Source organism: Streptomyces anthophorae, from assembly GCF_049310305.1.
Taxonomy (GTDB): Bacteria; Actinomycetota; Actinomycetes; order Streptomycetales; family Streptomycetaceae; genus Streptomyces.
On record NZ_JBLWQQ010000001.1, the window covers coordinates 2,344,809 to 2,357,218 of the forward strand.

The following is a 12,410-nucleotide window of genomic DNA, read 5'->3' on the forward strand; positions in this document are numbered from 1 at the left end:
ACGGTTCATGGAACGGTCGTCCGGAAGGGCTACTTGACGCCCAGCCAGCTCTCGATCGGGTGCAGGCCGAAGTACACGAGGAAGACGAGCGTCAGCACCCACATGAAGGCGCCGATCTCGCGGAACTTCCCCTGCGCCGCCTTGATCGCCGTGTACGCGATGACTCCGGCGCCGACGCCGGCGGTGATGGAGTACGTGAACGGCATCAGCGCCACGGTCAGGAACACCGGCACGGCCACGGCCCGGTCGGACCAGTCCACGTGCCGGGCGTTCTGCATCATCATCGCGCCGATGACGACGAGCGCGGCGGCGGCGACCTGGCCGGGCACGATCTGCGCGAGCGGCGTGAAGAACAGGCCGAGCGCGAAGAGGAAGCCGGTGACGACGGACGACAGGCCGGTGCGCGCGCCCTCGCCGACACCCGTGGCGGACTCGATGAAGACGGTCTGCCCGGAGGCTCCGGCCACACCGCCGATGGCGCCGCCGGCGCCGTCGATCAGCAGCGCCTTGGACAGACCCGGCATGCGGCCCTTGTCGTCGGCGAGCTTGGCCTCGGTGCCGACGCCGATGATGGTGGCCATCGCGTCGAAGAACCCGGCGAGCACGAGCGTGAACACGATCATGCCGACGGTCATGCCGCCGATGGAGTCCCAGCCGCCGAACTCGACATGGCCGAAGAGCGAGAAGTCGGGCATGGAGACGGCGCTGCCGGTCAGCTCGGGCGGGCTGCCGCCCCAGACCTTCGGACTGAGGTCGAAGACCGCGTTGACGATGACCGCGAGGACGGTGCCGACGACGATGCCGATGAGGATCGCGCCGGGGACGTTGCGGGCCTGGAGCATGAAGATCAGGAGCAGGGTGACCGCGAAGAGCAGCACGGGCCAGCCCTTGAGCTGGCCGCCGGTGCCCAGGGTCACCGGGGCGCCCTTGCCGACGAACCCGGCGTTGACCAGGCCGATCAGGGCGATGAACATGCCGATGCCGATGGTGATGCCGTGCTTCAGGGCGAGCGGGATCGCGTTCATGATGATCTCGCGCAGCCCGGTGACGACGAGCAGCACGATCACGACGCCGTACATCACGCACATGCCCATGGCCTGCGGCCACGTCATGTTGGGCGCCACCTGGGTGGCGAGCACGCCGGAGACGGACAGGCCGGCGGCGAGCGCCAGCGGGACCTTGCCGAGGAAGCCCATCAGCAGGGTGCACACGGCGGCGGCGAGCGCGGTCGCCGTGATGAGCCCTGCGTGGCTGAGCCTGTTGCCCGCGGCGTCGGGGCCGCCGAGCAGCAGCGGATTGAGCAGGAGGATGTAACACATCGCCATGAAGGTGGTGATGCCGCCGCGCACCTCGCGCGCGAACGTCGACCCTCTGTCGGATATGTGGAAGTAGCGGTCGAGCCAAGACCTGCCGGCGGGCTGGCGCGAGCCCGCGCCCGCGTCGTCGGCGGTGGTCTTCGGCTCCACGGACTGCTGGGTCATGGTGCCTCGATTCCCAAGGTTCATAGGGGCTCCCGTGAACTGCCGTACGGCACACGGGTTTTGGGATGGCTGCACGACCCGGGGGACGGCCCGAGACGCAGAGGTACTGCGGGGTGACGGTGGCTGACCGCCACCCCGCGGGGAGGCGGGTCTAGGCCTGGGCGGCCGTTCCCGTCAGGTGCTCGGGCCGGACCGGGGTCCGGTCGAGCTCCAGGCCCGTCGCGTTCCGGATCGCCGCGAGGACGGCCGGGGTGGACGACAGGGTCGGGGCCTCGCCGATGCCGCGCAGCCCGTACGGGGCGTGGTCGTCGGCAAGTTCGAGCACGTCGACCGGGATGGTCGGCGTGTCGAGAATCGTGGGGATCAGGTAGTCCGTGAAGGACGGGTTCCTGACCTTGGCGGTATTCGGGTCGACGACGATCTCCTCCATCACCGCGACGCCGAGGCCCTGCGTGGTGCCGCCCTGGATCTGGCCGATCACGGACAGCGGGTTGAGCGCCTTGCCGACGTCCTGGGCGCAGGCCAGCTCGACGACCTTGACGAGGCCCAGCTCGGTGTCGACCTCGACGACGGCGCGGTGCGCGGCGAAGGAGTACTGCACGTGTCCGTTGCCCTGCCCGGTGCGCAGGTCGAAGGCCTCGGTGGGGCGGTGCCGCCACTCCTCCTCGACCTCGACGGACTCGCCCTCCAGCACGTCGACGAGGTCGGCGAGGACCTCGCCGCCGTCGGTGACGACCTTGCCGCCCTCCAGGAGGAGTTCGGCCGTCGCCCACGCCGGGTGGTAGGTGCCCAGCTTGCGGCGGCCGAGGTCCAGGACCTTCTCGCGGACCAGCTCGCAGGCGTTCTTGACGGCGCCGCCGGTGACGTACGTCTGGCGGGAGGCGGAGGTCGAACCGGCCGAGCCGACCTGGGTGTCGGCCGGGTGGATGGTCACCTGGGTGACGCCCAGCTCGGTGCGCGCGATCTGCGCGTGCACGGTGACGCCGCCCTGGCCGACCTCGGCCATCGCGGTGTGCACGGTGGCCACCGGCTCGCCGCCGACGACCTCCATACGGACACGGGCCGTCGAGTAGTCGTCGAAGCCCTCGGAGAAGCCGACGTTCTTGATGCCGACGGCGTAGCCGATGCCGCGCACGACGCCCTCGCCGTGCGAGGTGTTGGACAGGCCGCCGGGCAGCTGGCGCACGTCGGCGCCCTCGCTGGACTCCCACTGGCGCTCGGGCGGCAGCGGCATCGCCTTGACGCGCCGCAGCAGTTCGGCGACCGGGGCGGGCGAGTCGACGGGCTGGCCCGTCGGCATGATCGTGCCCTGCTCCATGGCGTTGAGCTGCCGGAACTCGACTCGGTCGATGCCGACCTTGTCGGCCAGCTTGTCCATCTGCGCCTCGTACGCGAAGCACGCCTGGACCGCGCCGAAGCCGCGCATGGCGCCGCAGGGCGGGTTGTTGGAGTAGAGCGCGATGGCCTCGATGTCGACGTCGTCGAGCACGTACGGGCCGACCGCGAGGGACGACGCGTTGCCGACGACGGCCGGGGAGGCCGAGGCGTAGGCGCCGCCGTCCAGGACGATGCGGCACTTCATGTGCGTGAGCTTGCCGTCCTTGGTCGCCCCGTGCTCGTAGTACAGCTTCGCCGGGTGGCGGTGGACGTGCCCGAAGAAGGACTCGAACCGGTTGTAGACGATCTTGACGGGCTTGCCGGTGCGCAGCGCGAGCAGGCACGCGTGGATCTGCATCGACAGGTCCTCGCGGCCGCCGAAGGCGCCGCCGACGCCGGAGAGCGTCATCCGCACCTTGTCCTCGGGCAGGCCGAGGACGGGGGCGATCTGGCCGAGGTCCGAGTGCAGCCACTGCGTGGCGACGTAGAGGTCGACGCCGCCGTCCTCGGCCGGCACGGCGAGTCCTGACTCGGGGCCGAGGAAGGCCTGGTCCTGCATGCCGAAGGTGTACTCGCCCTTGACGACGAAGTCGGCCTTCTTGGCGGCCTCATCGGCGTTTCCGCGGATGATCGGCTGGCGGTGCACGATGTTCGGGTGCGGGACGTGGCCGATGTGGTGGTCGTCGCGGTTCTCGTGGACCAGGACCGCGTCGGGCGCGGTCGCGGAGGCCTCGTCGGTGATGACGGGCAGCTCGCGGTACTCCACCTTGATCTTGGCGGCGGCGCGCCGCGCGGTCTCCGGGTGGTCGGCCGCGATGCAGGCGACCGGCTCGCCGTGGTGGCGGACCTTGCCGTGCGCGAGGACCGGGGTGTCCTTGATCTCCAGGCCGTAGTTCTTCACGGCGGTCGGGAGGTCGTCGTAGGTGAGCACCGCGTAGACACCGGGAGTCGCCAGCGCCTCGGCCGTGTCGATGGACACGATCTCGGCGTGCGCCGTGGTGGAGCGCAGAATGTGGCCCCACAACATGTCCTCGTGCCACATGTCGGACGAGTACGCGAACTCGCCGGTGACCTTGAGGGTGCCGTCCGGGCGGAGCGTGGACTCGCCGATGCCGCCCTTGGTCTGCGATCCCTGGGTGACCTTGCCGGGGATTCCTGTCGTACCCATGCTGCTCAGACCCCTTCGGGTTGCGACTGGCGCGCGGCGGCGAGCCGGACCGCGTCCATGATCTTCTCGTAGCCGGTGCAGCGGCAGAGGTTCCCCGACAGCGCCTCGCGGATGTCCGCGTCGGACGGGTTCGGGTTCTGCTCCAGCATCTCGTCGGCCGCGACAAGGAGGCCGGGCGTGCAGAAGCCGCACTGGACGGCGCCCGCGTCGATGAACGCCTGCTGGATCGGGGCGAGTTCGCCGCCCTCGCCGGTCTGCGAGTCGGTGCCCTTCGCGGACCAGCCCTGCGCGTCCTGGAGCGTCGTGCCGCCCTCGTGGGAACCGCAGGAACGGGCCTTGGCGTGGTCGGCGAGCCCTTCGACGGTGACGACCTCGCGGCCCTCGACCTGTCCCGCGGCCACCAGACACGAACACACCGGTACGCCGTCGAGCCGGACGGTGCAGGATCCGCACTCGCCCTGCTCGCACGCGTTCTTCGAGCCCGGAAGCCCCATCCGCTCGCGCAGGACGTACAGAAGGGACTCGCCCTCCCAGACGTCGTCGGCTTCCTGCTGACGGCCGTTGACCGTGACATTGACGCGCATTACGCGGCTCCCTCCGTGCGAGTGGCCGAGCCGCGGTACGACTCCCAGGCCCAGGTCAGCGTGCGGCGCGCCATGACGCCGACCGCGTGACGGCGGTACGAGGCGGTGCCCCGGACGTCGTCGATCGGGTTGCAGGCGCCGGAGGCCAGCGTGGCGAACTGCTTGGCGACCGACGGGGTGATGATCTTGCCGTTGTCCCAGAACCCGCCCTCTTCGAGCGCGGCGGCGAGGAACTCCTCGGCCTCCTTGGCACGAACCGGGGTGGGCGCGGCCGAGCCGATGCCGGTACGCACGGTCCTGGTCTCCGGGTGCAGGGCGAGGCCGAAGGCGCACACGGCGATGACCATCGCGTTGCGCGTGCCGACCTTGGAGAACTGCTGCGGGCCCGCGGCCTTCTTGATGTGCACGGCGCGGATCAGCTCGTCCTCGGCGAGGGCGTTGCGCTTGACCCCCGTGTAGAACTCGTCGATCGGGATGCGCCGGGAGCCGCGGACCGACTCCACCTCGACCTCGGCGCCGGAGGCGAGCAGCGCCGGGTGCGCGTCGCCGGCCGGGGAAGCGGTGCCGAGGTTGCCGCCGACGCCGCCGCGGTTGCGGATCTGCGGCGAGGCGACGGTGTGCGAGGCGAGGGCGAGCCCAGGCAGCTCGGTGCGCAGGTGCTCCATGATCTTGGTGTACGGGACGGAGGCGCCGAGCCGGACGGTGTCGTTCTGACCCTCGCCCACCTCCCACTCGTTCAGCTCACCGATGCGGTTGAGGTCGAGCAGGTACTCGGGGCGGCGGTGGTCGAAGTTGATCTCGACCATGACATCGGTGCCGCCTGCGATCGGCACGGCTGTGGGGTGCTCGGCCTTCGCGGCGAGCGCCTCCTCCCAGCTGCCGGGGCGAAGGAAGTCCATAACGGCTCTCTTCTCCGTGAGGTTCGTGGATCGGGCAGGGATCGTGCGTGGTTCGTGCGTCGTGTCGTGCGGGGTCGATGCGATGCGTTCGAGCCACGGGATGTGCGGATCACAGGGGCTCGTTCATGTGCTGTTCACGCGGAGTGAGGCCAGTACACCGCCTGCTGCTCCGGCAGTGTCAGTCACGGAAAACATGAACGCGTTGGCTGGCCCGCCGGGGTGTCTTGTAGATTCGTATGAACGGGTGGCATCAGTAACCTCACCGTTTTCCCCAGGAAACCCGGGACACAGGTCCGTGGGGCTCCCTGTACGTACGACTTCGAGACAGATCGGCGGCGACGACGACATGCGGCTGCGCGCATTGCTGGACACGGACGCGCTGGGCCTCAGGCTCCTCGGCGGCGAGGACGAGCTCGACCGCACCGTCCGCGGCGTGATGACGACGGACCTGCGGGACCCCAGCCGCTATCTGTCCGGAGGCGAGCTGGTCCTCACGGGCCTGGCCTGGCACCGGGAGCCGGCCGACTCGGAGCCCTTCGCCCGGCTGATGGCCGCGGCGGGCGTCGCGGCGGTCGCCGCGGGCACCGCCGAGTTCGGCTACGTCCCCGACGACTTCGTCGAGGCCTGCGCCCGGCACCGCGTGCCGCTGTTCTCCGTCGCCCAGTCGGTGGCGTTCGGGACGATCACCGAGCACGTCGTACGGCAGGTCTCGGGCGAGCGCGCCGGGGACCTCGCGGCGGTCGTGGACCGGCATCGGCGCCTGATGACCTCGGGGCCCGCGGGCGGCGGCCCCGACGTGGTCCTCGACCTGCTGGGCAGCGACCTGGACCTGCGGGCCTGGGTGCTCTCCCCGACCGGACGCGCGATCGCCGGTTCGGCCGCCGCGGGGCCCGCGCTGCCCCCGCAGATCCGCACCCGGCTCGCGGCCGAGCACCTGTCGGCCCTGCGCACGGGGCGGCGCAGCCCGCACCGGGTGACGGTGGAGGGGGTCACGTACTCGCTGTTCCCGATCGGCTCGGCGCCGAAGGACGCGCCGGCCGCGGCCCCCGTCGACCGGCGCGCGAGCGTTCTCTCGGACTGGCTGCTCGCCGTCGAGGCGGACGCGGGCGACTGGCCCGAGGAGCGGCTCGACCTGCTCCAGGGCGTCACGCAGCTGATCTCGGTGGAGCGGGAGCGGCGGGACGCGGCGCGCACGGTGCGGCGCAGGCTCGCGCAGGAGGTCCTTGAGCTGGTGCAGGCGGGCGCGGCCCCCGCGGAGATCGCGGCACGCCTGCGCGTCGCCGCGCCCGTGCTGCTGCCGGGGCTCGGCGCGGCCCCGCACTGGCAGGTCGTCGTGGCGCGCGTGGAGTGGACGGACCAGCAGGGCGAGAAGACCGAGGGCGGGGCCGTGGCCCAGTCGCTCCTCGAGGAGATCCTCATCGCCCCGGAGGCCGGGGCGCACCCCGACACCGCCGAGCCGTCCGACCGGATCGCCGTGGCGCACAGCGGGGACGAGGCGATCGCCCTGGTCCCGCTGCCCGCCGTGGCCGCGGAGCACGACGGTTCCGAGCAGGGCCTGCTCGCGGACACCCTGCTGACCGCCGTGCGCGAGCCCCTCGCGGCCGGGCTCGGCGACGACGGACGCCTGGCGATCGGCGTGAGCGCCGCGGTGCACTCCGCGGAGGGGCTGCGCGGCGCCCTGGAGGAGGCGCGGCACGCACGGCGCGTGGCGGCCGCCCGCACGGGCGTGGTCTGCGCGGCGGGCCACCAGGAGCTGGCCTCGCACGTGCTCCTGCTGCCGTTCGTCCCGGACGACGTGCGCCGCGCGTTCACGGCCCGCCTCCTGGATCCCCTTCGTGACTACGACCACAAGCACCGCGCCGAGCTGATCGCGACGCTCGAGGCGTTCCTCGACTGCGACGGCTCGTGGACCCGCTGCGCGTCCCGGCTGCACCTGCACGTGAACACGCTGCGGTACCGCGTGGGCCGGATCGAGCAGCTGACGGGTCGTGATCTGTCGCGCCTGGAGGACAAGTTGGACTTCTTCCTGGCCCTGCGGATGAGCTGAGACCCCATCAACCCCATGGGCACCCGCCGAGTGTCCCCTTAGCGATCTTGGGGGCGCTTGGGAAGCCCAACCCTTTGTGAAATCTTTCACCCACCCCCTTGGCCGGGCACCTTGATCCGTGCTGAGATGCCCCACGGCAACTCGGCTCGATGGCGTGCTCGGGAGGGCAATGTGGCGCATACCGCCATGTCTGGTACCGGAACGAACACAGCGGACGATCCACTCCAGACCGCGGTATGGCGGCTGCGTTCGCGCGGCTGCTGGGCCGACGCGGCGGCGCTGCTCGACCATCACGCGGACACCGAAGCGGGGGCGGCCCTGCAACGGGCGGCACTGCTGGTGGAGCGGTGTCTCTACACGGAGCAGGGGTGGGCGGACGCGGAGGACGCGTTGCGCGCGGCGGAGGCGCTGGCCCACACGGACGAGGAGCGGGGCGCGGCGGCCTGCGAGCGGGGTCAACTCGCCTATGCGGCCACGCTGTTGAAGACCCGGGACCGGTCCGACGAGGCGCGCTCGGCGTTCGGCAGGGCGGCGGCGCTCATCGCCCCTGGCGGGGCCGGCCGTGCGCTGCTCGACTTCCGGCGCGGCCTGATGTCGGAGAACCTGGCGGACTCGCCGCAGGCGGCCCGTGCGGCGTACCGCAGGGCCCACGCGGGCGCGACGGCCCACGGCGACGCGCTGCTGCTCTCCTTCACCTGGCGGCACCTCGCCGGACTCGCCCTGCGGGAGGGCGAGTTGAAGGAGGCACGGCACGGTTTCACGGAGTCCCTGCGCATCCGCGAGGAGCTCGGCTATCTGGTGGGCACGGCCCCGGCGCTGGCCTCCCTGGCGGAGGCGGAACCCGAACCGGACACGAAGGCGCGGCTGCGCGCGGAGGCGGCGAGGTTGTTCCGGCTGCTGGACGGGGTGCCTACGTGGTTGGCGGGAGTGCTGCCCGCGGCGGCGTAATCCCCGGGGCGGGGCCCGTCGTGATGGGTGCGCGGCACCGGGGGCCGCCTTGCCCACCCTGCCGCCCCAGGCGGCAGATTGCCCAAGGCTCGGTCGGCATGATCAAGCCCCGCCGGCGATTGAGGCGCGGGGGCCGGGGCAGAGCCCCGTGGCCTAAGGGCGGGCGGCCGTCACCCTCCGATGTGCTCGCGCACCAAGAGGCCCACCGCACCGGCGTCCTGCGCCTCCAACGCATCCAGCAACGCACCGTGCTGCCTCGCGTCGAGCGCCAGGTCGGACGTCGACCACCCCACCTGCCGATGCAGATCGTCGGCCACCCGGACCACCTGGTCGTTCCCCGCGAACGCGAGCAGCGCCCGGTGGAAGGCACGGTCCGCCTCCGCGTACCCCGCCCGGTCCCCCGCCGCCGCGGCCACCGCCGTCGCACGGACCAGCGGCCGCAGCTCGGCCCACCGCGCGGGCGCCACCGTACGGGCGAGCCGCGTCACCACCGGCACCTCGACGAGCGCCCGCACCTCCGCGAGCTCGGCCAGCTCACGGTCGGAGCGCCGGGTCACCCGGAACCCCCGGTTGGGCACGACCTCGACCGCACCCTCCCGGGCCAGCTGCTGCATCGCCTCGCGCACGGGCGTCGCGGAGACCCCGAAGCGCTCCCCCAGGGCCGGCCCGGAGTACACCTCGCCGGGCCTGAGGTCGCCGGAGACCAGCGCGGCCCGCAGCGCGTCGAGCACCTGGCCGCGCACGGACGTCCGCTCGACCGCCCCGCGCGCCACGAGCCCCGGCGCGGGGGGCTCGCTGTGGGTGTGCTCACCGCGGCTCTGCTCGGGAACGGAGGACGGTGCGGGCACGGGCGCGGCGGACCGCGGCGCCCATACCGACGTCGACCGCTGCTCCGGCACCCCAATGGAGGAGTCGCGTGCCGCGCGTGGTCTCGTCCGCTCCACCCCGGTCATCCCCTTCGCCGCCGTTCCTTGCCGTTTGTCCGAAGCTCAACGACGACGATAGAGGGCCCGGCCGACAGTTCAAACCCCACCCCGTTCGGGTAAGGTAAGGCTTACCTGTAAACGATCGTGAATCGGTGGCCCTCGCATGCCCTTCACCACGTCGACGCTCGGCGCGCCCCCCAGCGCGGTCTCGGCCGCGTACGCCCGCCTCACCGAGGTGTTCCCGGGCCTGGGCATCACCGAGGTTCCCGCGGGTGAGGCGCTGCCCGAGGGTGCGGGCTGGGTGCACACGGAGCGGCTCGCCGAGGGCGGCGCCGCGCTCGACGCCTTCCTCGCGTGGGACAACGCACAGGTGCTCAAGGACTACGGCACCGCCGCCCGCCCCGACGTGATCGCCAGCTTCGGCCTGCACCGCTACGCCTGGCCCGCCTGCCTGCTCATCACGATCCCCTGGTTCCTGCACCGCCGCGTGCCCCGCTTCCCCGCCTCCGAGGTCGCCTTCCAGCGCACGCTCGGCCGGCTCGCGGTGCACGTCACCGAGTTCGCCTGCCTCCCCGGCGACCCGGCGGCGAGCCTGCCCGGCGCCCGGGTCGTCCCCGACGAGGAGGCCCTGCGCGCCGAGGTCCGCGCGGCCGTCTCCGAGCACCTTCAGCCCGTCCTCGCCGGCTTCGGGCCGCGGATGCGGCGCGGCCCGCGTGCCCTGTGGGGCATGGCGACGGACGAGATCGTCGAGTCCCTCTGGTACCTGGGCCACCTCCTCGGCGAGGAGCGGCGCGCCATGTCCGACCTGGAGGCGCTGCTGCCCGGCGCCACGAAGCCGTACGTCGGGAAGGCCGCGTTCCGCGAACTGACGGGCCCCGGCGGGGAGTTGCTGCCCACGCGCGACCGCGCGAGCTGCTGCATGTTCTACACGCTGCGCCCGCAGGACACCTGTGTGACGTGTCCGCGCACCTGTGACGCGGACCGGGTCAGCAGGCTCACCGCGACCGCAGCAGCCTGAACCACCCGTACGAGTGACGTAATTCGAACTCAACTTCCCTTATTACGGCGGGAGTTCGAGCGTACGGCCGCTTTACGCGCCCCCTTGCACACCAATGGCGTTCTCTTGCCCCGAAACCCCCCTGCGGGCTCGGACGGCTGGGCCAATATGGCGGCCGAAACGCCCTATCGCGATGCAAGGGACCCCAGATGAGACTGACCGACATATCGCTGGACTGGCTGCTGCCGGGCGCCGTACTGCTCCTGGGCATGCTGGCGGCGGTCGCAGTGCTCGCGCGCGGCAGGCGCGCCGGGGGCGCCAAGAAGGACGCGGGGATGTTCTCCGACGATTCGTGGGAACGCAGCGAGGAGCGCCGCAGGCGCAAGGAGGCCGTCTACGGCACCGCCTCGTACGTGCTGCTGTTCTGCTGCGCGGCCGTCGCCGCCGCCCTCTCCTTCCACGGACTGGTCGGCTTCGGCAAGCAGAACCTGAACCTGTCCGGGGGCTGGGAGTACCTCGTCCCCTTCGGGCTCGACGGCGCCGCCATGTTCTGCTCGGTGCTCGCCGTGCGCGAGGCCAGCCACGGCGACGCCGCGCTCGGCTCCCGGATACTCGTGTGGACCTTCGCCGGCGCCGCGGCCTGGTTCAACTGGGTGCACGCGCCGCGGGGCCTGGACCACGCGGGTGCCCCGCACTTCTTCGCGGGGATGTCCCTCTCGGCCGCCGTCCTCTTCGACCGCGCCCTGAAGCAGACGCGCCGCGCCGCGCTGCGCGAACAGGGCCTGGTCCCGAGGCCGTTGCCGCAGATCCGGATCGTGCGCTGGCTGCGCGCACCCCTGGAGACGTACAGCGCCTGGTCGTTGATGCTCCTGGAGAACGTGCGCACCCTCGACGAGGCCGTGGACGAGGTGCGCGAGGACAAGCGGGAGAAGACCGAGAACCGGATGCGCCAGCGCGAGCACCAGAAGCTGGAGCGTGCCCAGCTCAAGGCGCTGAGCCGGGGGTTCGGCACCCGCGAACCCCGGCAGGTGGAGGCCGGCACGTCCGGGCAGCCCGGCCCGGAGTCCGCCATATCGGCGGGTTCCTCGCCGTCCGGACTGCCGGGGGCCGCACCGGCGCCGGAACAGCTTCCGGTGCGCTCCCGGCCCTCCCTCCAGGCCGTCAAGGGCATCCGTAAGTCCCGTGACCAGAAGGCGCCCGTCACCGTCGATCTGACGGCGGAGGACGACACGCAGGCGCTGCCCCGGCTCGACTCTCTGGAGCAGAAGCTCAAGGACCTTGAGCAGCAGCTCGGTTGAGCCCGTCCGTGGTACGGCGGCGTCATCCGTTCAAATGACGCCGCCGTCCAGTTCGAACCAGACCACCTTGCCCGTGGCCCCCGGGCCGAGCGCCGCGACGCCCCAGGCGTCCGCGAGGGACTGCACCAGGATGAGGCCGCGCCCGCTGGTGCCGTGCGTACCGTCGTCGGCGTGCGGTACGCGTGGCTTGGGCCGGCGCGAGACGAAGTCACGGACCTCCACTCTCAGGGACCGGGGCCCCACCGTGGCCGTGAGTTCCGCCTCGCAGTCCGTGTGCACCAGCGCGTTCGTCACGATTTCGCTGGTGAGCAGCTCGGCCACCTCCGATCTTCCGGGCCTGCCCCAGTGATGCAGGAGTTCGCGCAGCGCGCGCCTCGTCTCCGGGACGGCCCGCAGATCCGCCTTGCCGAGCTTGCGCTTGAGTTGTCGCGGCGGCTCGTCATCCGGATCCGCGCGTGCCGCCGCGACCCCCTTCTCGTACGTCATTGAGCCCGTGTCGCCCATAGGGGCGCCCCCTCGTGACTGCCGTTTCATGGCCCCCGCCCACACGCCGATCCACTGCCTTTCCGGCTGGAGTGCTTCTGCTCGGCCTGCTCTTCGAACGCGTACACGGGGATGAATGCCCCGCTGCCTGATCGGCACGCTTGTTGATTGGTCCACCACTTGCGGGGTGCTCGGCGCCGCG

At 71.9% G+C, this 12,410-nt stretch carries 10 protein-coding genes; 4 read left to right on the forward strand and 6 right to left on the reverse strand.

All coding sequences use genetic code 11. The features are described 5' to 3' along the window. Positions 1–29: 29 nt before the first annotated feature. From ACNYS0_RS10550 to ACNYS0_RS10565, 4 genes are all read right to left on the reverse strand, one after another. Positions 30–1,481 carry an NCS2 family permease gene (locus tag ACNYS0_RS10550; protein ID WP_422472640.1) on the reverse strand — a complete coding sequence of 484 codons (1,452 nt, stop codon included), beginning with the start codon at positions 1,479–1,481 and terminating at the stop codon, positions 30–32. 151 nt (positions 1,482–1,632) lie between these two features. Further along, positions 1,633–4,026 carry a xanthine dehydrogenase family protein molybdopterin-binding subunit gene (locus tag ACNYS0_RS10555; protein ID WP_422472642.1) on the reverse strand — a complete coding sequence of 798 codons (2,394 nt, stop codon included), beginning with the start codon at positions 4,024–4,026 and terminating at the stop codon, positions 1,633–1,635. Positions 4,027–4,031: 5 nt separating this feature from the next. Further along, positions 4,032–4,610, reverse strand: a complete 579-nt coding sequence (locus tag ACNYS0_RS10560; protein ID WP_422472644.1) for a (2Fe-2S)-binding protein — start codon at positions 4,608–4,610, stop codon at positions 4,032–4,034. Continuing rightward, positions 4,610–5,509 (reverse strand): FAD binding domain-containing protein, encoded by a 900-nt coding sequence (locus ACNYS0_RS10565; RefSeq protein ID WP_422410986.1) that lies wholly within the window; start codon positions 5,507–5,509, stop codon positions 4,610–4,612. Before ACNYS0_RS10565 ends, ACNYS0_RS10560 begins: the two co-directional genes overlap by 1 nt. A gap of 346 nt (positions 5,510–5,855) precedes the next feature. Here ACNYS0_RS10565 and ACNYS0_RS10570 point away from each other — a divergent pair, with 346 nt between their 5' ends. Both ACNYS0_RS10570 and ACNYS0_RS10575 read left to right on the forward strand, forming a co-directional pair. Then, entirely contained in the window at positions 5,856–7,556 is a 1,701-nt protein-coding gene (locus ACNYS0_RS10570; protein WP_422482575.1) for a PucR family transcriptional regulator, read from the forward strand. Positions 7,557–7,727: 171 nt separating this feature from the next. Next, complete coding sequence (locus ACNYS0_RS10575; protein WP_422472646.1) at positions 7,728–8,504, forward strand: hypothetical protein; 777 nt, start codon at positions 7,728–7,730, stop codon at positions 8,502–8,504. Between the two features lie 170 nt (positions 8,505–8,674). On the opposite strand, the gene ACNYS0_RS10580 is transcribed toward ACNYS0_RS10575, so the two are convergent. Continuing rightward, positions 8,675–9,457 carry a GntR family transcriptional regulator gene (locus ACNYS0_RS10580; protein ID WP_422472647.1) on the reverse strand — a complete coding sequence of 261 codons (783 nt, stop codon included), beginning with the start codon at positions 9,455–9,457 and terminating at the stop codon, positions 8,675–8,677. A gap of 136 nt (positions 9,458–9,593) precedes the next feature. On the opposite strand from ACNYS0_RS10580, the gene ACNYS0_RS10585 reads away from it, so the two are divergent. Together ACNYS0_RS10585 and ACNYS0_RS10590 are read left to right on the forward strand one after the other, a co-directional pair. Beyond that, positions 9,594–10,448, forward strand: a complete 855-nt coding sequence (locus tag ACNYS0_RS10585) for a (2Fe-2S)-binding protein (RefSeq protein WP_422472649.1) — start codon at positions 9,594–9,596, stop codon at positions 10,446–10,448. A gap of 188 nt (positions 10,449–10,636) precedes the next feature. Continuing rightward, positions 10,637–11,725 carry a DUF2637 domain-containing protein gene (locus ACNYS0_RS10590; protein ID WP_422472651.1) on the forward strand — a complete coding sequence of 363 codons (1,089 nt, stop codon included), beginning with the start codon at positions 10,637–10,639 and terminating at the stop codon, positions 11,723–11,725. A gap of 30 nt (positions 11,726–11,755) precedes the next feature. On the opposite strand, the gene ACNYS0_RS10595 is transcribed toward ACNYS0_RS10590, so the two are convergent. Beyond that, positions 11,756–12,211 (reverse strand): ATP-binding protein, encoded by a 456-nt coding sequence (locus ACNYS0_RS10595; RefSeq protein WP_422472653.1) that lies wholly within the window; start codon positions 12,209–12,211, stop codon positions 11,756–11,758. Positions 12,212–12,410: the final 199 nt, after the last annotated feature.

Excerpts from the sequence above, each read along its gene's own strand:
- ACNYS0_RS10595 (WP_422472653.1), bottom strand. The coding sequence starts at position 12,211 with ATGACGTACGAGAAGGGGGTCGCGGCGGCACGCGCGGATCCGGATGAC.
- ACNYS0_RS10560 (WP_422472644.1), bottom strand. The coding sequence starts at position 4,610 with ATGCGCGTCAATGTCACGGTCAACGGCCGTCAGCAGGAAGCCGACGAC.
- ACNYS0_RS10585 (WP_422472649.1), top strand. The coding sequence starts at position 9,594 with ATGCCCTTCACCACGTCGACGCTCGGCGCGCCCCCCAGCGCGGTCTCG.
- ACNYS0_RS10580 (WP_422472647.1), bottom strand. The coding sequence starts at position 9,457 with ATGACCGGGGTGGAGCGGACGAGACCACGCGCGGCACGCGACTCCTCC.
- ACNYS0_RS10550 (WP_422472640.1), bottom strand. The coding sequence starts at position 1,481 with ATGACCCAGCAGTCCGTGGAGCCGAAGACCACCGCCGACGACGCGGGC.
- ACNYS0_RS10590 (WP_422472651.1), top strand. The coding sequence starts at position 10,637 with ATGAGACTGACCGACATATCGCTGGACTGGCTGCTGCCGGGCGCCGTA.
- ACNYS0_RS10565 (WP_422410986.1), bottom strand. The coding sequence starts at position 5,509 with ATGGACTTCCTTCGCCCCGGCAGCTGGGAGGAGGCGCTCGCCGCGAAG.
- ACNYS0_RS10555 (WP_422472642.1), bottom strand. The coding sequence starts at position 4,026 with ATGGGTACGACAGGAATCCCCGGCAAGGTCACCCAGGGATCGCAGACC.
- ACNYS0_RS10570 (WP_422482575.1), top strand. The coding sequence starts at position 5,856 with ATGCGGCTGCGCGCATTGCTGGACACGGACGCGCTGGGCCTCAGGCTC.